The following is a 22,490-nucleotide window of genomic DNA, read 5'->3' on the forward strand; positions in this document are numbered from 1 at the left end:
GTCGGGTGTTTTCAGGTCAGCGGCCCGTCCATCAAATCTTCGATGAACAAGCTCAGAAGTTGGGGCCGCCCGCTCACTTTGGCCTTGCGGTAGATCGCGTTGGTCTGTGCCTTGACCGTGCCTTCGGACGTCTGGCGCATCTGGGCGATTTCCTGTGTGGACAGGCCCTTGATCGAAAACAGCGCCACGTCCTGCTCGGCCGGGGTCAGTTCCCATTCGGCGAACCGGTCTTGCAGCAATTCCATGAAGGCACCCGATGCCGCGCGCAACTGGGATTTGGCATGCGCGGATTGCACCATCGACCAGCGCAGCGCCACCGCCCCCAGGATCACCCCACAGATCAGGCCAACGGCGGCGCTGATTTCGATCAGTTCGTAAAAGGTCCAGTTGATGGGCACGATCGGCAGGCCCAGCATCGTCACGCCGATATCAAAAACGAAAAAACCCGCGCATAATATCTGCACGATCAGGATGGCGACTATAGCGAGTTTGCTCTTCATTCAAGACGGCCCTTGTTCAGTCATCGCCACCGTCATCGCCTTCGCCACTGTCGCCGCCGTCGTCGCCTTCGCCGCTGTCTCCACCGTCGTCGCCCTCGCCGTCGTCGCCGCCGTCTTCTCCGTCGCCGTCATCGCCGCTGCCGGATCCGCTGCTATCCCCCTCATCGCCGCTGTCGTCACCGTCGTCACCGCTATCGTCGCCTTCATCGCCGTCGTCGCTGGCGTCCTGGTTGTCGTCGTCTTTCGATCTGCGGCCCAGGTCGACGATGCCAAATCGCGGTTCGCCGCCGTCTTGTTCGGTCCAGTAATCGCGCAGAATCGCGCCAGTGGTCGGGTGGAAAATGATCTCGCGCGTGAGGTTGCGGCTTTTGGCAATGATACGCCCGCGTCCCAGCAGGGTGCGCGACACGGTAATCTTGCTAAATCCCTGTTCGCGCAGCTGCTCGATGATGTTGGATTGCACATCTTCCGCCCGCGCCGGGAGGCCCGCCATCACCAAAGCAACCGTCAAGGAAAACTTTCTGAGCATTTTCACCCTATACACGAAAGGACCCGCAAAAGGCTGCGGGTCCCTGTTTTTTGATCCCGGCAGGTCACACCGGTTGGTTCTGACGCCAGGCCTCAGTCGTCGCCTTCGCCGCTGTCGCCACCATCGTCGCCTTCGCCGCTGTCACCACCATCGTCGCCTTCGCCGCTGTCACCACCATCGTCGCCTTCGCCGCTGTCACCACCATCGTCGCCTTCGCCGCTGTCACCACCATCGTCGCCTTCGCCGCTGTCGCCACCGTCGTCGCCTTCGCTGTCGTCGCCGCCATCATCGCCTTCGTCGCCACTGTCATCGCCTTCGTCGCCTTCGTCACTGCTGTCGTCGCCTTCGTCACTGCTGTCGTCGCCTTCATCGCTGCTGTCGTCACTTTCGTCGCTGCTGTCGTCACTTTCGTCGCTGCTGTCGTCGCCTTCATTTCCATCGTCGCTGCTATCGTCGCCTTCGTCCGAATCCGACTCATCGGATTCATCATAGCTGTTGTCGTCGATGCCGCGCACTTCGACCACGAAAGCATCCGGCGCGATGTCCTGAGCCTGGCTGACGGCCTGAGACACAGTTGCATCGTCGGTGTTCAGGCCAAAGGGTGCAACCCCCATGGCGGCCTGCGCCGTACTTCCCATGAGTACTGCCACTGCTGAGAGCTTGACTGTCTTGTTCATGACGTTTCCTTTCTCGATCCTAAGGCCTGCAGGATGCAGCGCCCTGTGACCCAAAATGTGGTAGATGCGGTCACGCACAATCTGACAGGGGTTTATTCCAACCGCCATAAACGGCAGGTAAAGGCGCATATACCTCAGGTTTATGCGCCGGTTCCGGCCATATATGCAGGGCTACAGAGATGGACCGCCCCGGAAATCACCGGGACGGCCCGTTTTCAGTTGCGCAGTCGGACCAAGTCGCTCATCAGCCCCTCGGTCCCGTTGTGCACGGTCAGGCGTTCAACCTTTCCGGCAATCGTCTCCAGAGCTTCAAGCTCCTTCAGACGCAGCATCACCGGGTTGTCGGCCATTACCTTGGCCGTGTTCAGAAGCGAACGGGTGGCGTTCGTTTCCTCGCGGCGCCGGATGACGTTGGCCTCGGCCTCTTTCTCGGCGGTGACAACCTTGTTCAGGATGTCGCGCATCTCGCCCGGCAGGATCACGTCCTTCAACGCGATATCGCCCAGCTCGATCCCGATAGCGGCCATTTCGGCCCGCACGGTTTCGGCTGCCTCGGCATCGACCGACACTTTCTCGGCCAGCAGCCGGTCCAGCGTCAGCGCACCCAGCGTTTTACGAAAGGCCAGTGCCAGGGCGCGATGGAGCGCCTCGTCAAAGTCCTTTACCGCCGTCACGGCACATTCGGGATCAACAACCCGGAACGCAGCGGTCAGGTTGACGCGGATGGTCACGCGGTCCTTGGTCAGGATCTCGTGCCCCGTCACGTCATGTGCCCGCCAGCGGGTGTCCACGTGCTTGACCGCCACGTGGCGGCCCAGCTTCCAGAAGGCATGGGTCCCCGGGCGCAGTGGCCCGCGCGCGTTCCCATCCACTGTCAGCATCCCGACATGGCCTTCGGCCACTTCGGTTGCCGTGAACTCATCCGTCAGCCCGGCGGTGACCAGCCGTTTTGCCAGTGCCACCGGAAGGGCCAGCGTGTCCCCCACGCCATGGCGTTCCACCGTCCACGGGCCAGCGTCCGTCCAGAACACCGCCCGGCCTTCGGGTTTGACCACCATGTGCGGGCGCCCTTCGTGCAGGACCACCATAACCTCGCCTTCGGCTGCGCGCACCTCGGTCAGGTGTGCCCCGGCCAGGTCCGGCCGCTCCCGGAACAGCGCCCGGTCATAGGGCGATACGAAACGGAGACGGTCCAGGTTATGCACCTCACGCAGGATACCGCGCCGTTTCAGCCGGTGCTCGCCTGGTCCAAGGATCGCGTCAAAGCGCCCTTTTTCCAGCACCAGCATGCGTTCGGTTTCCATCAGCGTGACACGGGTATGCCCGGTCAGTGTGTCGATCACTCGTTTGATCAGTTCCATTGTCGTCTCCTTTTCTTATTGTCCTATCGTCGTCGCAAAGCGCGATCTCCTTTTGGTTTCATGGGGTTGGGGCGATATGCCCACAGGTGTGATGCCTCGATATGAAGTAGGAAAAGACCCGGAACCGCGCCGCGCCATGGTCGCCGGTGGGGGCGGTGAGAGCGGACAGCACAGGCCACAGGCGGGGCATGGGGCGGATCGAAACCCACCCGTCCCGGCCAGATAACGCGCGATGTCATCATCCCCATCCCGGCCAGTGACCAGAGCAGGTGCAGGCCCTTTGCGATGCCGTCCCCCAAGGGGCAGCGCCGCGCCAAACCGCCCCTGCTGGAACGGTCCCGGACCCGAATAGATGTTTGCGATCTTTCACAATCGGTGGGACTCGAACCCACAGGCCTCTCGGCTTTTCCATTCGGAATGGCGGGAGTCGAACCCGCTACACACAGATTAAGAGTCTGTTGCTCTACCTAATGAGCTACATTCAGGTGCTGAGGGAGGAATCGAACCTCCGACGGCTGGAACCAAAATCCAGTGCTCTTCCTACTGAGCTACAAAGCAGTCCATTTATCCCTTGCCCCTCAGGCATACGGGCACCGAAGGGCGGGCCGCACCGGTGGAGTGATCACCTCCAACCGCATGAATGGGTTCGTTCAAAACGGATGCGCTTGATACGGGCGATTGGCGGATTCGCGCAAAACCTGATTTCGGTAGGGAAATGCCTGTGGCTCGCGCGCAACAAAATTACCCACTTGCGCAACAAATGCAAAAGCAGGCCACGTAGGGCCTGCTTCATCCGTTCAGATCCGGGGTCGGATCATTGCAAAAGTTTCAATCTTTTTCTTCCATCTCGAACCCCAGCGCAGCAGCGACGGTAAAGATGTCCTTGTCGCCCCGTCCGCACATGTTCATCACGATGATATGGTCCTTGGGCAGGTCGGGGGCGATCTTCATCACATGGGCCAATGCGTGGCTGGGCTCCAGCGCGGGAATGATCCCTTCCAGCGTACAGCTGAGTTGAAACGCCTCCAGGGCCTCGACATCCGTGATCGAAACGTACTGGGCACGGCCGATATCGTGCAGCCACGAGTGTTCCGGTCCGATGCCAGGATAATCCAGACCGGCCGAAATGCTGAACCCTTCCAGGATCTGCCCGTCGTCATCCTGAAGCAGATAGGTGCGGTTCCCGTGCAGAACGCCGGGTCGCCCGCCGGTGAGCGAGGCGCAGTGTTCCATCTTTGCGTTGACGCCTTTGCCGCCGGCCTCGACCCCGATGATGTTCACGTCGGGATCATCAAGGAAGGGATAGAACAGGCCCATGGCGTTCGATCCACCGCCGATGGCGGCGATCACGGTATCGGGCAGGCGACCTTCGCCTTCCTGCTCGGCCAATTGCCAGCGGACTTCCTTGCCGATGATGGCCTGAAAATCGCGCACCATGGCCGGGTACGGGTGCGGCCCGGCCACCGTACCGATGCAATAGAAGGTATCGCGCACGTTGGTCACCCAGTCGCGCAGCGCATCATTCATCGCGTCCTTGAGCGTGCCACGCCCGGATGTGACGGGAATGACTTCGGCCCCCAAAAGGCGCATGCGGAATACGTTGGGCTTTTGACGTTCGACGTCATGCGCCCCCATGTAGACGATACATTTCAGACCGAACTTGGCACAGACGGTTGCGGTGGCCACGCCATGCTGACCGGCACCGGTTTCGGCGATGATCCGGGTCTTGCCCATGCGGCGGGCAAGGATGATCTGGCCCAGCACGTTGTTGATCTTGTGCGCGCCGGTGTGGTTCAACTCGTCGCGCTTGAGGTAAATCTTGGCCCCGCCTAGGTGCTGGGTCAGGCGGTCCGCGTAATACAGCGGGCTGGGACGGCCGACGTAATGCGCCCACAGATCGTCCATCTCGTCCCAGAAGGATTGATCGGTCTTGGCCTTTTCGTACTCTTCCTGAAGGCTCAGGATCAGCGGCATGAGGGTTTCGGACACGAACCGCCCGCCGAAATCACCAAACCGGCCGTTTTCGTCCGGTCCGGTCATGAAAGAATTAAAAAGATCGTTCATTGCGCGTGCCCTCCGCGTGGGATCATGACCCCATGTGGATAGGGGAGCGCACCGGAGTTTTCCAGCCCAAAAGATGCCCTGTCCGCGCCACCAAGCAGACTTTGAAGCGCTGGGTCAGAGACAATTCCGGCGCAGGAAGGGTCCGCACAAAAAAAATCCGCCCACCATGCGGTTCATGATGGGCAGACGCTTGCATTAAAGTCCGTTTCACAGCCCCGGACAAATGGGGCCAAAGGACCGGCTCGATCTTAGCTGCCGGGCAGCAGAACCTTGTCGATCACGTGAATGACCCCGTTTGAGGCTTCGATGTCAGCGCCCACAACTTTGGCACCGTCAACCTTCACACCATTGCGGGCGTTGACGCTCAGACGGTCGCCTTGGACCGTAAGAACCTTGGCGCGCTTGCCGGCGATATCGCCGGACATGACCTTTGCCGGCACGACGTGATAGGTCAGGATTGCGATCAGCTGATCTTTGTTTTCGGGCTTGAGAAGGTTTTCGACAGTGCCTTCCGGCAGCGCGGCGAACGCTTCGTCCGTGGGCGCGAACACTGTGAACGGGCCATCGCCCTTGAGCGTGCCAACCAAGCCCGCAGCTTTCACAGCGGCGACCAAAGTGTTGAACGATCCGGCAGACACGGCAGTGTCTACTATGTCTTTGCCCGCTGCATATGCAGGCGCAACGCCCGAAGCTGCGACCATTGCAGCACCGACAACACCCAGAAATTTACGACGAAACATGTTCTTTCCTCCTGTGATTTGAATAACAGGGGTACGGAGGGGTTTACGCACCAGATCAGAAATTCCGCTTTGTTTCACCCGGGTCAAATTGTCGTGCAAAAGTGATCCGAAAGGGCCCTGATACGTAGGCCGCCGTCGGCCATGTAAACGGTGTCAGAGCCGGGCGGCCGCGATGAACGCCCGCATCTTGGCCGCGTCCTTGACCCCCGGTGCGCTTTCGACGCCCGAGGACACGTCCACCTGCCGCGCGCCGGTCATCTGGATTGCCGTTGCCACATTTTCGGGCGTCAGCCCCCCGGCCAGCATCCACGGCACCGGCCAGCGCCGCCCCGCGATCAAACGCCAGTCAAAGGCGAGCCCGTTGCCCCCAGGCAGATCGGCATCTTTTGGCGGTTTGGCATCGACCAGAATCTGATCGGCCACTTTCAGGTGTTTTTCAAGTTCAGGCAGGTCGCCCTTGTCCGCCACGCCAACGGCTTTCATGACCGGCAGGCCATAGCGCGACTTGACCTCGGCCACACGCTCGGGCGTTTCGTGGCCGTGGAGTTGCAGCATATCCAGCGGCACCTCGTCCAGCAGACGGTCCAGAAACGCATCATCAGCATCCACCGTCAGCGCAACCTTGCAGATACCCGTTGGCACCTGCCGCGCCAGATCGGCGGCCTGTTCCAGGCTGATGTTGCGGGGGGATTTCGGAAAGAACACAAAGCCCACGTAACGCGCGCCCGCGTCAACTGCGGCGGCGATATCTTCGGGGCGGGACAGCCCGCAGAATTTGACCTGAATGCCGTTTGGCATGTTTGGCTCAGCCAGCCTCATCCAGAATGGCAAGAACCTCGTCCTTGCCCTGATGCTTTTCCGTCTTGAGCCGGGACACTTCGCGCTCAAGCTTGTTGACCTCGCGCGCTTTGACCGACGCCTCGCGGCGATGTTTGTATTCGCGCAGCCATTCCCAGACAAAACCGATGATAAGACCCGCAACGATCCCGCCAAGAACAACGACGAACAGCGGCAGGGAAATCGACAGGTTGAAGCCAAGCAATTGCTCCAGCGCATCGGGCATCAGTTTCAGATCGACGAAGCCCCGATTAGCAAGCGACACCGAAATCAGAACGATCGCGAGCGCCGCCAGAAAGGCATAGCGAATGTAGCGCATCAGTTTACTTTCCGTTCAACCGGTCCCGCAGCAACTTGCCGGTTTTGAAGAAGGGCACATGTTTTTCCTCAACATGCACCGTTTCGCCGGTCCGCGGATTGCGACCAACCCGCGCATCGCGCTTTTTCACCGAGAACGCCCCGAACCCACGCAGTTCAACCCGGTCGCCGCGCGCCATGGCCCCGGTCACCTCTTCGAACACGGTGTTTACGATGCGCTCGACGTCGCGTTGGTACAGATGAGGATTCTCATCAGCGATTTTCTGAATCAATTCCGACCGGATCATTGATGGTCCCCTCCCAAGCGTCGTTTGCAGCGTTCTGATCTGACACCGACTATAGGAACATTGTCGCGACTTCGAAACCAGAACTATCGGATTACGAACGGAATTTTCCGCATCCACCGCAGGATTCAGGCGCTGGCGGCCTCCGGTTTCGCCCATTTGAGGACAAAACACCGCCGATGTCGTCCACGCCCATCCCTATAACATGTGTTTGATTCGCATGCTTTCAATGCGCGCTGCGAACCAGGGTCGCCGGCCCTGTGCCGGCAGTTCCGGGCCCTCGTGCCCGCGAATGCCCCCGCGCAAATTCCCATGGATCCGAGCCTGAATGCAGTCCGCGCCCCTGAAATCAAAAACAGCCCCGGATTTCTCCGGGGCTGCCTGATCTTTTGCCAGAAACTCTGGTGACGCTTATTCGTCGCCTTTCAGCGCGGCGCCCAGAATGTCGCCCAGCGATGCGCCCGAGTCCGAGCTGCCATACTGTTCGACGGCTTCTTTTTCTTCGGCGATTTCGCGTGCCTTGATCGACAGACCCAGACGACGTGTCTTGCTGTCGACGTTGGTGACGCGCACGTCGACCTTGTTGCCAACACTGAAACGCTCGGGGCGCTGTTCGGCGCGGTCACGCGACAGGTCGCTACGGCGGATGAAGGATTTCATGCCTTCGTATTCCACCTCGATGCCACCGTCTTCGATCGCGGTCACTTCGACCGTGATGATCGAACCACGCTTCACGCCGCCAACGGCATCTGCGAACTTGTCACCACCCAGCGCCTTGATCGAGAGCGAGATACGCTCTTTCTCGACGTCAACCTCGGAGACAACCGCCTGAACGACATCGCCCTTGCGGTAGTTCTGGATCGCGTCTTCGCCACGCTCGTCCCAGGACAGGTCCGACAGGTGAACCATGCCGTCGATGTCGCCTTCGAGGCCGATGAACAGACCGAATTCGGTGATGTTCTTGACTTCGCCTTCGACTTCGGTTCCCTCGGGGTGTGTTTCTGCAAACACTTCCCATGGGTTGCGCATGGTCTGCTTCAGGCCCAGCGAAACGCGACGCTTGGCGCTGTCGATTTCCAGAACCATGACTTCCACTTCCTGGCTGGTCGAAACGATCTTGCCGGGGTGGACGTTCTTTTTGGTCCAGGACATTTCCGAGACGTGAACCAGACCTTCAACGCCCGGCTCCAGCTCAACAAACGCACCGTAGTCGGTGATGTTGGTCACGCGGCCGGTGTGCACCGATTCCAGCGGATACTTGGCAGCAACCAGATCCCAGGGATCTTCCTGCAACTGCTTCATGCCCAGCGAAATGCGGTGGGTTTCCTTGTTGATCTTGATGACCTGAACCTTGACGGTTTCACCAATCTGCAAAATCTCGGACGGGTGGTTCACACGGCGCCATGCCATGTCGGTGACGTGCAGCAGGCCGTCAACACCGCCCAGGTCAACAAACGCACCGTATTCGGTGATGTTCTTGACCACGCCCTCGACGGCCTGACCCTCGGTCAGGTTGCCAATGACTTCGGCGCGCTGTTCGGCGCGGCTTTCTTCCAGGATGGCGCGACGCGACACAACGATGTTGCCACGACGACGGTCCATTTTCAGAACCTGGAACGGCTGCTTGAGACCCATCAGCGGGCCGGCGTCGCGCACGGGGCGCACGTCAACCTGCGACCCGGGCAGGAACGCAACAGCGCCACCCAGATCCACGGTAAAGCCACCTTTGACGCGGCCAAAGATTGCGCCTTCGACGCGCTCTTCGTCTGCGTAAGCTTTTTCCAGGCGATCCCAGGCTTCTTCGCGGCGGGCCATTTCGCGGCTGATGACGGCTTCGCCACGCGCGTTTTCGACCTGACGCAGGAAAACTTCCACTTCGTCGCCGGGGGCGATTTCAGGAGCTTCACCAGGGTTTGCGAATTCTTTCAGATCAACGCGGCCTTCCATTTTATAGCCGACGTCGATGATGGCTTGCCCCGCTTCGATCGCGATGACTTTGCCTTTGACAACAGACCCTTCTTCGGGCGTGTCCATTTCGAAGCTTTCGTTCAGGAGGGCTTCGAATTCCTCCATCGATGTGTCTTGAGCCATGTGGTCTCAGATTTCCTTTTCTTCGGTTTTACTGGCCGTGCGGTTGTCTCCGCCGGTCTTTGGGGTTCAAATTGGTCGCCGCGACGGTCCAAACAAACGAAGGGCCGCGGAAATCCCCGGCCCTGCTCAGATTGTCTGCGATCTATACCGTCGCGTTAACGAAGTGGCGTATAGAACAGCCCCCAGCGTTTAGCAAGGGCCTGAACCGCTTTCGGCGAAAGGCCGCTAGATAATGTCGTCCCATTTCACCCTTTTGCGGACCGCGCGTCTTCGATCGCCTTCAGAGCGGCCTGCAACGCCTGCTCAATGGTCATTTCACTGGTGTCCAAAGTCACCGCATCGGAAGCAGGTTTCAGCGGGGCCTGGGCCCGGTCCGTGTCGCGGGCATCGCGTTCACGCACATCCTGCAGAACGGCGTCGCGGGTCACGTTGATGGATTTTTCCCGCAGTTCCAGAAACCTGCGTTCGGCGCGCACTTCGGCGCTGGCGGTGACGTACAGCTTCACCTCAGCTTCGGGGCAGATGACCGTGCCGATGTCCCGCCCGTCCAGAACCGCACCACCGCTGCGCCGCGCAAAGGCGCGCTGAAAATCCACAAGGGCCGCACGCACTTCGGGGATCACGGCCACCTTGCTGGCGGCCTGCGCGACGGCCGGTGTCCGCAGGTTTTCGTCCTTCAGGTCCGCGCCGGTCAGCTGTTCCGCCGCTTCGATGGCTGGCACACCTTCCAGGACCTTGGCCCCGACGGCGCGGTACAGCAGCCCCGTATCCAGGTGTTCGAACCCGAATTGGGCTGCAATCGCCTTGGAGATGGTTCCCTTGCCCGCCGCTGCCGGACCGTCAACTGCAACTGTGAATGCCAAATGTCCCCCTTGGCCCGCATTCCGGACCGATGGCTGCACCGTTTTCAAGAACTTCGGTTCTACCTGCGAAACCCGCGCTGCAACAGCCCGTTTTCACCCGTTTGCCCGATCTGATAAACGACGGTCACGCCAAAACGACCACGCGGCCAAGGCCAGACACAGCACAAACAATGCCGATTTCGTCACAGTGAAATACCAGGCCAGGCTGCTGACCTCGCCCGGAATGGCCTCGGGCGACAGCACCCTGCGCAACAGCAGTTGATCTTCGCCCAGATCGGCCAGCGCGAACAGGACAGCCGGGGCGATCGCCACGATCCGCCCCATCGGCCAGACCATCAGAACTACGAAACAGGCAAAGGACAGGATGAAAGCCGTGTCCATGTACAACAGAATACCGCGATAAGTCGCGAGAAGATCGGGACCAAGCGCGACAGAAAAATCGCGCAGATCGGCATCGGAATACCCGGTCAGGTCGGACTGCGGCAGGGTCATGTCGCCCGCCGCCGGGGCGATCTGCCAATTGAGCACGATCACCATCGCACCGAATGTCAGCGCCGCGCTTTGGCCGATGACCCACCGCCAGTCGCGCAGCCTGTTCATCCCCGCGCGATCCCGGCGCCCAGCGCGGCCATAAGCGGTTCGAAAATCGGAAAGGACGTTGCGATTGGCGCCCCGTCATCCACCGAAACAGGGGCTTTTGCAGCCATGCCCAGCACCATGAACGACATCGCGATCCGGTGGTCCAGATGGCTTTCGCAGGTCGCCCCGCCAGCCACCGTTCCGGGGCCGTGCCCTGTGACCGACCACCAGTCGTCGCCCTCTTCCACATCGACGCCACAGGCGCGCAGGCCGGTGGCCATGGCATCAATCCGGTCGCTTTCCTTGACGCGCAGTTCCTTGACGCCGCGCATCATGGTGACGCCACTGGCATTGGCGGCAACCACCGACAGGACCGGGTATTCGTCGATCATGCTGGCCGCGCGCTCCGGGGGGACGTCGATCCCCTTCATATCAGGCGAAAACCGCGCGCGCAGGTCAGCCACGGGTTCACCGCCTTCGACCCGTTCGTTTTCATAGGTCAGATCGGCGCCCATTTCACGCAGCGTGGTGAACAGGCCCGCGCGCGTCGGGTTCAGCCCGATACCGGGGACCAGAACGTCCGACCCGGGCACGATCAGCGCCGCACAGACCGGAAAGGCGGCGCTGGAGGGATCGCGCGGAACGGCGATTGTCTGGGGCCGCAATTCGGGCCGGCCAGTCAGGGTGATGACCCTGCCCTCGTCGGTTTCTTCGGTGCTGATCTCGGCGCCGAATCCGGCCAGCATCCGTTCGGTATGATCACGGGTGGCTTCCTGCTCGATCACGACAGTCTGGCCCGGCGCGTTCAGCCCGGCCAGCAACACGGCCGATTTCACCTGCGCCGAAGGCACCGGAACGGTATAGCGCACCGGAACCGGGTCGGCCGCGCCGACAATGGTCATCGGCAGACGCCCGCCCGCGCGGCCCACAGCCTGAGTTCCGAACAGGGACAGAGGGTCGGTCACCCGCGCCATCGGGCGCTTGTTCAGGCTGGCGTCACCGGTAAATGTCGCGGTGATGGGCGATGTGGCCATTGCCCCCATGATCAGGCGCACGCCGGTGCCCGAGTTGCCGCAATCGATCACCTGATCGGGCTCGGCAAACCCGCCGACGCCAACACCGTGCACCGACCATTCGCCGCCCCCGTGATCGGTCACCTCGGCGCCAAAGGCGCGCATCGCCTTGGCCGTGTCGATCACGTCCTCGCCCTCAAGCAATCCGGTGATACGGGTCTCTCCCACCGCCATGGCCCCTAGGATCAGCGAACGATGCGAGATCGACTTGTCGCCGGGCACCTCGGCCACGCCGCTCAGCGAGCCGCAGGGGGTCGAGGTCATCGGGATCGGGGTGCCGTGGGCGGACATGGGCGGGTTCCTTGGGTCTGTTTCGTCACCGGGTTTAGCGAATTGCCCCAGCGCGTTCCAGCGCCAATCACCCCAAGCGGCGGAAGGTCAGGTAATGGGGCGTGCGCCCTTCGCGCAGAGCTTTTTGTTCATAGCGGGTCGAAATCCAGTCGTCCCACGGTTCCCGCCAGTCGGATGGCCCCTCGGCCAGCCATTCAAAACCGGCTTTCGGCACCTCATCGAGGGTCTGACGCACGTAATCTGGAATGTCCGTCGCCACCCGGAAAATCGAGCCCGGTTTCAGCACGCGGGCCAACGGGTCCAGATGTTCAGGCGTCACAAAGCGGCGGCGATGATGGCGCGCCTTGGGCCAGGGATCGGGATAGAGCAGAAAGGCGCGCGAAATGCTGGCGTCCGGCAGCACATCGAACAGATCGCGCGCGTCCCCCGGATGCACGGCAAGGTTTTCCACCCCCGCGCGGCGGATCTTGCCCAGCAGCATGGCAACACCGTTGATATATGGCTCCGCACCGATGATCCCCACGTCGGGGTTTTGGGCGGCCTGGTGCACCATATGCTCGCCCCCGCCAAACCCGACCTCAAGCCAGACAGGTTTGCCGCCGAACAGCTTGTCGAGATCCAGCGGCGTGCGGTCCGGGTTGCTGTCCCAATCCACGGCCCCGGGTGACAGGGCGGCCAGATCCTCGTCCAGATAGGTCTTTTGGCTTTTCTTCAGGGCCTTGCCCTTGAGGCGGCCATAGAAATTGCGATGCGGGCGATCAGGCTGTGTCATGGCGCGAGCATGTAGCGACAGGCGCGCGCCGCTGCAAGCAGTCGCGCATGTTTTGCGGTTTCAAGCGCGATTGCCGGACGGACCCCAAAATAGAAAAAGCCGCCGGAGTGCAAATGCAGTCCAACGGCTTTTCCCGCAGAGTTTCCGCTTTGGTTCAGACCGCGCGTTTCAGCGCATCGACCAGATCGGTCTTTTCCCAGCTGAACCCGCCTTCTGCATCCGGCTCGCGGCCAAAATGGCCATAGGCGGCGGTGCGCTGATAGATCGGCTTGTTCAGTTGCAGATGCTGGCGGATGCCGCGCGGGGTCAGGTCCATGACCTGATCCACTGCCTTTTCGATGGCGGCCGGGTCAACGTCACCGGTGCCGTGGGTGTCGGCATAGATCGAAAGCGGCTTGGATACGCCAATCGCATAGGACAGCTGAATGGTGCAACGTTCAGCCATGCCTGCGGCCACGACGTTCTTCGCCAGATAGCGCGCGGCATAAGCCGCCGAACGGTCAACCTTGGTCGGGTCTTTGCCCGAAAACGCGCCGCCGCCATGCGGGGCCGCGCCGCCGTAAGTGTCAACGATGATCTTGCGCCCGGTCAGGCCGGCATCCCCATCGGGGCCGCCGATGACAAATTTGCCCGTCGGATTCACGTGCCATTGGGTCGCCTCGGTCAGCCAGCCCTCGGGCAGAACCTCGGTGATATAGGGCTGAACGATCGCGCGGATCTGGTCGCTGGTCAGATCGTGGTCCAGATGCTGTGTCGAGAGCACGACCGAACTGACGCCGACCGGTTTGCCATCTTCATAGATCACGGACAGCTGGCTTTTCGCATCCGGGCCCAGTGCGGGTTCGGTCCCGTCTTTGCGAACTTCGGCAAGACGGCGCAGAATCGCGTGGCTGTACTGGATCGGGGCCGGCATCAGCTGCGGAGTTTCGGTCGTGGCATAGCCGAACATGATCCCCTGATCGCCCGCGCCTTCGTCCTTGTCGCCCGACGCATCGACGCCCTGCGCGATATGCGCTGACTGTTCGTGCAGCAGGTTGGTGATTTCGCAGGTCGCGTGATGGAATTTGTCCTGCTCGTATCCGATGTCCTTGATACAGGCGCGGGCGATATCCTCGATCCGGTCCATGTAATCGTGCAGCTTGTCCTGATCGGACAGCCCCACTTCACCGCCGATGATGACGCGGTTTGTCGTGGCAAAAGTTTCCGCTGCAACGCGTGCTTCGGCCTCTTCTGACAGAAAAGCGTCCAGAACCGCGTCGGAAATGCGGTCGCACACCTTGTCGGGGTGACCCTCGGAAACGGATTCCGAGGTGAAAATATAGTTCTTACGGGCCATGAAGCTGCTCCATTCAAATATTAACCATCACGCCAGGAAGCCGTTGTGATGTAGTCAGGTCCGGTTACGCGGGCTTGCGATCCGGGTCAATCGGTCTTGATGCGATTTTTGACGGCCTTGTACCCCCAAAGGCCCAAGATCAGCGCCAGTATCGCGGCAAAGGCCGGCCAATCGCCGGTTCGGGCATATATGGTGGCCGCAAGCGGCGCAGGCAATGGGGCGTCGACATATCCCGCCTCGCCCAGGGGCACGGCATGGGTGATACGGCCCCAGGGGTCGATCATGGCCGAGACGCCCGTATTGGCCGCGCGCACCATCGGCAGCCCCTGTTCGATCGCGCGCATGCGGGCCTGTGCCAGGTGCTGATAGGGGCCCGAGTTCCGGCCGAACCAGGCGTCATTGGTGATCTGCAACAGGAAGGTGGCGCGCTCGGGTGTGCCGCCCACGTCCTGCGGGAAAACCGCCTCGTAGCAGATCAGCGGTACCGCGCGCCCGATCGCGCCGAAATCCATGACCTCGGGGCCAGGTCCCGCGCTGTAACCTTCGCCCAGTTGCGCGGCCAGGCCGCTCAACCCGAAGGCTGACGCCAGGTTGCTCACGGGAATATATTCGCCGAACGGCACCAGGTGATGCTTGTCATAGGTGCCCGCCAAACGGCCCCGTGCATCCAGGCGGATCATCGTGTTATAGCGTCCGATATCGTCCCAGCGCAGAATGCCCAGCGCAACCTCGGCCCCGCCCGCCGCCTCGGAAATGACCTCCAATGCGGGCCCTGAATTATGCAGCCAGTTGGTCAGCGCCGTTTCCGGCCAGACCACAAGATCCGGGCGCGGGCCATCGGATGTGAAGGACACCAGCCGGTCAAAGAACATGGCGATGTATTCTGAATCCCATTTCTGATGCTGCGGCGCATTCGGTTGTACAAGCCGCACGACGGACCCGGTCATCACCGGATTTCGTGCCGGCGCCCCAAGTCCGGCAACCGCCCCCATAAGCGCCAATGCGGGCAAGATCGCGGCCACGGTCGCGGCCGGTCGCGTGCTGGGCACCATGACCAGCCCGATCGGCAGACAGGCCAGCAGCATCAACATGGTCAGGCCATGCGGCCCCACCAAGGCCAGCAAAAGCGCCGCATCCGTATCGATCCAGACCTGCGACAAGCCGTTCCACGGAAATCCGGTCAGCACATAGGCGCGGGCAAGCTCGGCCAGTGACAAGGTCGCCACCAGGGCAAGGATGCGCGACTTCGGGGTGCGCCCAAGGACCCGTGCGCCCCAAAAGGCTGCAGCCCAGAACAAGGCCAATCCGCTGGACAGAATAATCAGGGCAAAAGGCGCCATCCAACCGTGGCGCGCGGCGTCGACCTGAAAAGGCTCGATAATCCAGGCCAGACCATGTGCAAAATACCCGACGCCCAAGGCCCAACCGGTCAGGGCGGCCTGACGCGACGATCCCGCCGCCCCCAGCAGCAAAGGCACGACCATCAGGGCCACCACGGTGGCCGACCACAGGCCGATGGGTTGCAGGCCCGCTGCCGCCGCGGCGCCCAGACCGGCGGCCAGCGCCATACGCACCCACAGCGGCCAGAATGCCCATGGTGTCATTCAGTCGGTTCCGGCAACCGCACGCGCATCCGTTTGATCCGCCGCGGATCGGCATCGATTACTTCGAATTCGGGACCGTCGGGATGCTGAACCACTTCGCCCCGATTCGGGACACGCCCCGACAGCATGAAGACAAGACCACCCAGCGTGTCGATTTCCTCTTCGTCCACTTCCTCGTGCTCGGTCAGGGACTGGCCGATCTCGGCCTCGAATTCATCCAGCGGGGTCTTGGCCAGAACGATATAACAGCCCGGCTTTTCCTTGACCCAAGTCTGATCCTCGTCGGTGTCATGTTCGTCGGCAATTTCACCCACAACCTGTTCGATCAGATCCTCGATGGTCAAAAGACCGTCCACGCCGCCGTATTCGTCGATCACCAGGGCCATGTGGCGCCGCTCGGTCTGCATCTTGGCCAAAAGCACGCCAATCGGCATCGACGGCGGCACGAACAACAGCGGGCGCAGCATCGTTTCCAGATCGAATTCTGCAGCATTGCCGTTGAACCCGTGAATCAGGGCAAAGTCCTTGAGGTGGGCAAAGCCCAACGGCGTGTCCAGCGTTCCGTCATAGACCGGGATCCGCGTCAATCCGCTTTCGCGGAACACGGTGACCAGTTCATCCTTGGTTATTGTACTGGGGACCGCGACAATCTCAGCCGTCGGAATCGCCACATCCTCGACCCGCATCCGGCGCAGATTGATCATCCCGCGCGATGGTTCGAAACTGGCGGGCTGAACAACGTCGGCGCTGTCTTCGGTTTCATCGGCGGGCGACAAAGCCCCGAACAACCGGCCCAGCAAACCGGACCTTTCTTCGGGTTTCTCCACCTGATTTTCGCTTGGTTCCCCCTGCGAAAGCGCGCGTTGCGCTGCGTTAGAACTGTCGTCTGTGTCGCCCATAATTCCTGTCCGAAAAAGGCCGCTCAGGGCCCGTCTGAATCTGTATATGGGTTATCCACCCCCAGATTGCCAAGTATGGCAACCTCAAGTCCCTCCATCAACGTGGCATCCGCGTCACGTACATGATCGTATCCCAGCAGATGTAACAGACCATGAATGACCAGATGCGTCACGTGATCGCGCATCGGTTTTCCCGCTTCCGACGCCTCACGCGCGCAGGTATCATAGGCAATCGCAATATCGCCCAGCGCCAGTTCGCCATCAAAATCGGGACTGGGTTTTTCAGGGCGCCCGCCCGGAGATCGCGCGGCCAGCTCGGCGGCGGGCCAGCTCAGAACATTTGTCGCTTGCGGTTTTTCGCGAAAATCCTCGTTCAGCACGGCGATGCGCGCATCGTCACAGGCCAGAAGAACGAAATCGGCGTCACCCACGCCCAGATGATCCAGCGTCGCCCGCGCGGACCGATCGGCAATGTCCTGCAGTCCCAGATCGGACCAGCGATCGTCCTCGATCACCAATTCAACCGGCATCGCGCGCGCCCCTGCTGTACCATCGCATCTCAGGGTGCTTCGATATCGGTTTCATATGCCTCGATAATGGCCGCAACCAGCGGGTGGCGCACGACGTCCTTGGACGTGAAATAGTTGAACCCGATCTTTTGGATGGTCTTGAGCAGCCGCTCGGCATCAGACAGGCCCGACGGCACCCCGCGCGGCAGATCGATCTGCGTCCGGTCGCCGGTGATCACCATGCGCGACCCTTCGCCCAGACGGGTCAGGAACATCTTCATCTGCATCGACGTGGCGTTCTGCGCCTCGTCCAGCACCACAAAGGCATTCGACAGGGTCCGCCCCCGCATAAAGGCCAGAGGCGCGATTTCTATGCGCTTTTCCTCGATCAGCTTTGCCAGCTGCTTGCCCGGCAGAAAGTCGTTCAGCGCATCATAAAGCGGCTGCATGTAAGGATCGACCTTGTCCTTCATGTCGCCCGGCAGATATCCCAGCTTTTCGCCCGCCTCGACGGCCGGGCGGCTCAGGATGATCCGATCCACGTGCCCCTGGATGAACATGTTCACCCCGACGGCCACGGCCAGATAGGTCTTGCCCGTTCCCGCAGGCCCGATTCCGAAGGCCAATTCATTTTCGAACAGCGACTGGACATAGGCCTTTTGTGCATCGGTGCGCGGCTCGACCAGCTTTTTCCGTGTCTTGATCTCGATCTTGCCGCCCCGGAACATTTCCATCTGATCGCCGGAGTCGGCGGTCACGACGCTGCCCATGCGCAATTCGCGGTCAATGTCGCCGGCTTCGACGTCGCGCCCGGCCTCAAGCCGTTGATACAGCGACCGAAGCACGTCGGCGGCCTGAGCCTTGGCATCGCCCTCGCCCATGATGGACAACTGGTTGCCACGGCGCACGATCTGAACGCTCAGCTTTTGTTCGATGTCGGCCAGATTGCGATCATATTCGCCGCACAGGTCAATCAACAAACGATTGTCGGGAAATTCGATCAGCACCTCGTGAGGTGCGGTGTCAGTCTGCGGTGGGGTCAGGGCGCCAATGGCCAATCCACTCTCCTGTTTTTCCAATATGATGTGAGCGTGCCAATTTCACGCCCAGCGTGCAAGCGCATGTATGATGATTTCGCAAAATTGAAACAAAAAACGTCTGGCCATGATCCGGACGGCCGTGAATTGTGCAGATTTTCGCCCTGATGCGATCATGTCCGGGACATCCGAGCCGGGTGCAAAAGAGTCCCGTTGCCATCGCTGGCGGCGCGGAGTCCCGCAATAGCACCCAAAATGAACCCGCGCACGGGAATGAGCAGCGACTTCAGACGTCGCTCACAACCTCTCCGGCCAGTGAGTTGGACCCGGAATCGACAATGCGCACCTGCGCCAGATCACCGATGCGGGCGTTGGCGTTTTGAACATGAACCGCATGCAGGTATTCCGATTTCCCGACCATCTGCCCGTCCAGGCGGCCCGGCTTTTCAAACAGAACGCTGACCGTACGCCCGACCATTGCGTCCTGAATCTCTCGCTGCTGGCGGGTGATCAGCGCCTGAAGCCGCTGCAACCGATCCGAGGCCACATCGTCGGGAACCTGCGGGCGTTCGGCCGCAGGTGTGCCGGGGCGCGTGGAATACTTGAAGGAATAGGCATAGCCATATTTGACCTCTTCGATCAAATCCAGCGTGGCCTGGAAATCCTCTTCGGTCTCTTCCGGGAAACCGACGATGAAATCCCCCGACATCAGGATGTCGGGCCGCGCGGCGCGGATTTTCTCGATCAGGCGCAGATAGCTGTCCGCCGTATGGCTGCGGTTCATGCGCTTCAGGATCTTGTCCGATCCGGCCTGCACCGGCAGGTGAAGATAGGGCATCAGCTTGGCGCAGGTGCCATGCGCCTCGATCAGGTCATCGCCCATGTCGTTGGGATGGCTGGTGGTGAACCGTATACGTTCCAGCCCATCGATCTTGTCCAGCGCCCAGATCAGCCGGGCCAGGGTCCAGTCGCCCCCCGCACCGGCCCCGTGATAGGCATTCACGTTCTGACCCAGCAGCGTGATTTCACGCACACCGCGCTCCACCAGGTCACGCGCCTCGTCCAGGATACGGTCGGCAGGCCGCGACACCTCGGCGCCACGGGTATAGGGCACCACGCAAAAGGCACAGAACTTGTCGCACCCTTCCTGAACGGTCAGAAAGGCCGTCGGCCCGCGCGACGCCTTGGGGCGCCGTTTCAGTTTTTCGAATTTGTCCTCTTCGGGAAAATCCGTATCCAGCGCCTTTTCTCCGGCGCGGGTCCTGGCCTCCATTTCGGGCAGACGGTGATAGGATTGCGGCCCCACGACCAGATCCACCAAAGGCTGACGGCGCATGATCTCTTCGCCTTCCGCCTGGGCCACGCATCCGGCCACACCGATTTTCAGATCCGGCTTTTCCGCCTTCAGCCCCTTGAAGCGGCCCAGCTCGGAATAGACCTTTTCGGCGGCCTTTTCGCGGATATGGCAGGTATTGAGCAGGATCATGTCCGCATCCTCGGCGGATTTGGTTTCGACATATCCCTGCCCGCCCAGCGCCTCGGCCATGCGTTCGCTGTCATAGACATTCATCTGGCAGCCATAGGTCTTGATAAAAAGCTTCTTGGGGGCCGTCATCGCATCGTGCCTTCGGGTTGGGGATCAGCGGCCTGACTTAGACCGTTCCGGGATGGCTTGCAATGCACGCGCAATTAACCGACTCTGCGCCAAAACGCCAGAACGGCAAAACCCGGGCACCCGCATGCACTACAGATCGCTTGATGATTTCCTGAAATCCGGCAAGGCCGCGCTGGCCAAGGGGCCGGTCGCACTGATTTTTGTCGAGGACGATGTCGAAATCGCCACGACACTGCGCCACCATGTGCAGTGCGGCTTCAAAACCACCGTGGCCCTGATGCCCGATGAATTCGACCTCCCCGAGGACGTCGCCCAGATCGTGGAACGGGTTAGTTTCGATGCCGGCCCGCCCCAATCCGTCTTTGATGCGGTCAACGCGGTCATCGCCGCCGCGCCGGGCATCTGGCTCTATTACTGCTATAACGGCGAATACCTGTTCTACCCGTTCTGCGAAACGCGCACGGTTGGCGAAATGCTCGCCTTTCACGCCGAGGAACGGCGCGACGCGATGCTGACCTACGTGATCGACCTTTACGCCGAGGACCTCGGGGCCAACCCCAACGCCGTGTCGCTGGACAGCGCCTTTCTCGACAAATCCGGCTATTATGCGCTCGCCCGGAACGATCCGGCTTCGGGCCACCCGCGCGAACGCCAGCTCGACTTTTTCGGCGGTCTGCGCTGGCGGTACGAGGAACACATCCCCAAACCCAGCCGCAAGATCGACCGCATCGCCCTGTTTCGCGCGCGCGCCGACCTGACATTGCGCCCCGACCACACGTTCAGCGATGAAGAGTTCAATACCTACGCCTGCCCGTGGCATCACAACCTGACGGCGGCTATCTGTTCGTTCCGCACCGCCAAGGCGCTGAAACGCAATCCCGGTTCGACCTTCGAAATCCAGACCTTTCGCTGGCACAATTCCACCCCGTTCGAATGGCATTCGCGCCAGTTGCTCGACCTCGGGCTGATGGAACCGGGTCAATGGTTCTGACAGACACGACCGCCCCCCTTCATCTTGCCGGAAAAACTCCGGGGTTTGGGGCAGTGCCCCAATCGGCCCGCAGGGCCGACCCCGGTGCGCATTTCCCGAAACAGGGCCTTGCCCCGCCCCCACCGCACAGTTAACCTGTGCCCCATGTCAACGGGAGAACCGGCGCTTTGCCGGTGCCGAAGGAGCAACCGCCCCGGAAACTCTCAGGCCCAAGGGACCGTTGGCATCAGACCAAGACTCTGGAGAGTGGCACGCTTGCGGGCCCGCCGAAGGGATAACGATCTCAGGCCAAAGGACAGAGGGGGCATCGCCACGTGGACAACCGTCCACGGAACTGGGGTGCCGACTGTATTTCTCTGAAATCGCATCGGCCTGTTAAGGAACGGGTATGACGGATATGCAAACCACGCCGCTGCACGGGTTGCACGTGGAACTGGGCGGAAAGATGGTGCCTTTCGCGGGCTATGACATGCCCGTGCAATTCCCAACCGGGATCATGGCCGAACATACCCACACACGGGAAAAGGCCGGGCTGTTCGATGTCTCCCACATGGGTCAGGTCCTTCTGGGCGGCGCTCCGATGGATCAGATTGCAGCAGCCTTTGAAACCCTGGTGCCGATGGATGTTGCCGGTCTTGGCACCGATCGCCAGCGCTATGGGTTTTTCACCAATGGCACGGGCGGCATTCTGGATGACCTGATGTTCGCCAACCGGGGCGATCACCTGTTCGTGGTGGTCAATGCCGCCTGCAAGGGCGATGACATCGCCCGCATGAAGGCCGCGCTGGAACCGGACATCACCGTGACCCCGGTCACCGACCGTGCCCTCATCGCGCTGCAGGGCCCCATGGCCGAAACCGTGCTGTCCAGCCTCGCCCCCGCGGTTGCCGACATGCGGTTCATGGATGTGGCGACGGTCTCCCTCAACGGATCAGACTGCTGGGTCTCGCGCTCGGGATACACGGGCGAAGACGGCTATGAAATCTCGGTTCCCGCAGCCGCCGCCGAAAGTTTGGCCCGCGCGCTTCTCGCGCACGAGGCGGTCTTGCCCATCGGCCTTGGCGCCCGCGATTCCCTGCGGCTCGAGGCCGGGCTGTGCCTTTATGGCCATGACATCGACACCACCACCCTGCCGGTCGAGGCCGGTCTGGGCTGGGCCATTCAAAAGGCGCGCCGCACCGGCGGCGACCGCGCGGGTGGCTTTCCGGGGGCGGATATGGTTCTGGCGCAATTCGACACTGGCGCCCCGCGCAAACGGGTCGGGCTGCGCCCCGAAGGTCGCGCGCCCATGCGCGAAGGCGTGGCGCTTTTTGCCGATGAAACCGGCGGCGAACAGATCGGCCAGATCACCTCGGGCGGGTTCGGCCCAACCGTGGGTGGCCCGGTTGCCATGGGCTATGTGCCAAAGGAACTGGCCACGCCCGGCACCCGGTTATATGGCGAATTGCGCGGCAAGCGACTGCCGATTACCGTAACGGCGCTGCCCTTCGTGGCGGCAAACTTCAAGCGATGATTCCAGA

The 22,490-nt window shown here is 61.3% G+C and carries 22 protein-coding genes, 2 tRNA genes and 2 riboswitches; of the genes, 2 read left to right on the forward strand and 22 right to left on the reverse strand.

All coding sequences use genetic code 11. The features are described from left to right. Positions 1–11: 11 nt before the first annotated feature. The 22 genes from ACXYMO_RS14825 to miaB form a co-directional block, all read right to left on the reverse strand. Entirely contained in the window at positions 12–500 is a 489-nt protein-coding gene (locus ACXYMO_RS14825; protein WP_458879509.1) for a helix-turn-helix transcriptional regulator, read from the reverse strand. Positions 501–516: 16 nt separating this feature from the next. Continuing rightward, entirely contained in the window at positions 517–1,011 is a 495-nt protein-coding gene (locus ACXYMO_RS14830) for a hypothetical protein (protein ID WP_458879510.1), read from the reverse strand. A 110-nt stretch (positions 1,012–1,121) separates the two neighbouring features. After that, positions 1,122–1,706 (reverse strand): hypothetical protein, encoded by a 585-nt coding sequence (locus ACXYMO_RS14835; protein ID WP_458879511.1) that lies wholly within the window; start codon positions 1,704–1,706, stop codon positions 1,122–1,124. A gap of 215 nt (positions 1,707–1,921) precedes the next feature. Continuing rightward, entirely contained in the window at positions 1,922–3,067 is a 1,146-nt protein-coding gene (locus ACXYMO_RS14840; protein WP_458879512.1) for a slipin family protein, read from the reverse strand. Between the two features lie 412 nt (positions 3,068–3,479). Then, positions 3,480–3,552, reverse strand: a tRNA-Lys gene (locus ACXYMO_RS14845). After that, positions 3,553–3,625 (reverse strand) — tRNA-Gln (locus ACXYMO_RS14850). It lies immediately after the preceding tRNA gene. A 270-nt stretch (positions 3,626–3,895) separates the two neighbouring features. Then, positions 3,896–5,131 carry a tryptophan synthase subunit beta gene (gene trpB, locus ACXYMO_RS14855; protein ID WP_458879513.1) on the reverse strand — a complete coding sequence of 412 codons (1,236 nt, stop codon included), beginning with the start codon at positions 5,129–5,131 and terminating at the stop codon, positions 3,896–3,898. Between the two features lie 248 nt (positions 5,132–5,379). Further along, the gene (locus ACXYMO_RS14860) at positions 5,380–5,871 is read right to left on the reverse strand and encodes a fasciclin domain-containing protein (RefSeq protein ID WP_458879514.1); all 492 of its coding nucleotides are present in this window, start codon (positions 5,869–5,871) and stop codon (positions 5,380–5,382) included. Positions 5,872–6,024: 153 nt separating this feature from the next. Continuing rightward, positions 6,025–6,669: a phosphoribosylanthranilate isomerase gene (locus tag ACXYMO_RS14865; RefSeq protein ID WP_458879515.1), complete on the reverse strand. Its 645-nt coding sequence runs from the start codon at positions 6,667–6,669 to the stop codon at positions 6,025–6,027. 7 nt (positions 6,670–6,676) lie between these two features. Continuing rightward, the gene (locus ACXYMO_RS14870) at positions 6,677–7,027 is read right to left on the reverse strand and encodes a lipopolysaccharide assembly protein LapA domain-containing protein (protein ID WP_458879516.1); all 351 of its coding nucleotides are present in this window, start codon (positions 7,025–7,027) and stop codon (positions 6,677–6,679) included. Positions 7,028–7,031: 4 nt separating this feature from the next. After that, entirely contained in the window at positions 7,032–7,313 is a 282-nt protein-coding gene (gene ihfB, locus ACXYMO_RS14875; RefSeq protein ID WP_458879517.1) for an integration host factor subunit beta, read from the reverse strand. Positions 7,314–7,721: 408 nt separating this feature from the next. Further along, positions 7,722–9,401 carry a 30S ribosomal protein S1 gene (gene rpsA, locus ACXYMO_RS14880; protein ID WP_458879518.1) on the reverse strand — a complete coding sequence of 560 codons (1,680 nt, stop codon included), beginning with the start codon at positions 9,399–9,401 and terminating at the stop codon, positions 7,722–7,724. A 245-nt stretch (positions 9,402–9,646) separates the two neighbouring features. Beyond that, complete coding sequence (gene cmk, locus ACXYMO_RS14885) at positions 9,647–10,264, reverse strand: (d)CMP kinase (protein WP_458879519.1); 618 nt, start codon at positions 10,262–10,264, stop codon at positions 9,647–9,649. A gap of 93 nt (positions 10,265–10,357) precedes the next feature. Next, a complete protein-coding gene (locus ACXYMO_RS14890; protein WP_458879520.1) occupies positions 10,358–10,864 on the reverse strand; it encodes a hypothetical protein in 507 nt (168 codons plus the stop codon). Further along, positions 10,861–12,207, reverse strand: coding sequence for a 3-phosphoshikimate 1-carboxyvinyltransferase (gene aroA / locus ACXYMO_RS14895; RefSeq protein ID WP_458879521.1), 1,347 nt, complete (start codon positions 12,205–12,207; stop codon positions 10,861–10,863). Before aroA ends, ACXYMO_RS14890 begins: the two co-directional genes overlap by 4 nt. 67 nt (positions 12,208–12,274) lie before the next feature. Next, complete coding sequence (gene trmB, locus ACXYMO_RS14900; protein ID WP_458879522.1) at positions 12,275–12,979, reverse strand: tRNA (guanosine(46)-N7)-methyltransferase TrmB; 705 nt, start codon at positions 12,977–12,979, stop codon at positions 12,275–12,277. A gap of 154 nt (positions 12,980–13,133) precedes the next feature. Then, positions 13,134–14,315: a methionine adenosyltransferase gene (gene metK, locus ACXYMO_RS14905; RefSeq protein ID WP_458879523.1), complete on the reverse strand. Its 1,182-nt coding sequence runs from the start codon at positions 14,313–14,315 to the stop codon at positions 13,134–13,136. A 5-nt stretch (positions 14,316–14,320) separates the two neighbouring features. Further along, positions 14,321–14,370, reverse strand: a riboswitch (SAM-SAH riboswitch). A gap of 31 nt (positions 14,371–14,401) precedes the next feature. After that, positions 14,402–15,919 carry an apolipoprotein N-acyltransferase gene (lnt, locus tag ACXYMO_RS14910; RefSeq protein WP_458879524.1) on the reverse strand — a complete coding sequence of 506 codons (1,518 nt, stop codon included), beginning with the start codon at positions 15,917–15,919 and terminating at the stop codon, positions 14,402–14,404. Then, complete coding sequence (locus ACXYMO_RS14915; RefSeq protein WP_458879525.1) at positions 15,916–16,818, reverse strand: hemolysin family protein; 903 nt, start codon at positions 16,816–16,818, stop codon at positions 15,916–15,918. Before ACXYMO_RS14915 ends, lnt begins: the two co-directional genes overlap by 4 nt. Positions 16,819–16,841: 23 nt before the next feature. After that, positions 16,842–17,348: an rRNA maturation RNase YbeY gene (gene ybeY, locus ACXYMO_RS14920; protein WP_458879526.1), complete on the reverse strand. Its 507-nt coding sequence runs from the start codon at positions 17,346–17,348 to the stop codon at positions 16,842–16,844. A 29-nt stretch (positions 17,349–17,377) separates the two neighbouring features. Further along, positions 17,378–18,385: a PhoH family protein gene (locus tag ACXYMO_RS14925; RefSeq protein ID WP_458879527.1), complete on the reverse strand. Its 1,008-nt coding sequence runs from the start codon at positions 18,383–18,385 to the stop codon at positions 17,378–17,380. A 265-nt stretch (positions 18,386–18,650) separates the two neighbouring features. Further along, positions 18,651–19,979, reverse strand: coding sequence for a tRNA (N6-isopentenyl adenosine(37)-C2)-methylthiotransferase MiaB (gene miaB, locus ACXYMO_RS14930; protein WP_458879528.1), 1,329 nt, complete (start codon positions 19,977–19,979; stop codon positions 18,651–18,653). Positions 19,980–20,103: 124 nt separating this feature from the next. Here miaB and ACXYMO_RS14935 point away from each other — a divergent pair, with 124 nt between their 5' ends. Both ACXYMO_RS14935 and gcvT read left to right on the forward strand, forming a co-directional pair. After that, entirely contained in the window at positions 20,104–20,970 is an 867-nt protein-coding gene (locus ACXYMO_RS14935; protein ID WP_458879529.1) for a hypothetical protein, read from the forward strand. A gap of 141 nt (positions 20,971–21,111) precedes the next feature. Continuing rightward, positions 21,112–21,200: riboswitch (glycine riboswitch) on the forward strand. Positions 21,201–21,358: 158 nt separating this feature from the next. Next, positions 21,359–22,483: a glycine cleavage system aminomethyltransferase GcvT gene (gene gcvT / locus ACXYMO_RS14940; protein WP_458879530.1), complete on the forward strand. Its 1,125-nt coding sequence runs from the start codon at positions 21,359–21,361 to the stop codon at positions 22,481–22,483. Positions 22,484–22,490: the final 7 nt, after the last annotated feature.

Source organism: Arenibacterium sp. CAU 1754 (assembly GCF_054482635.1).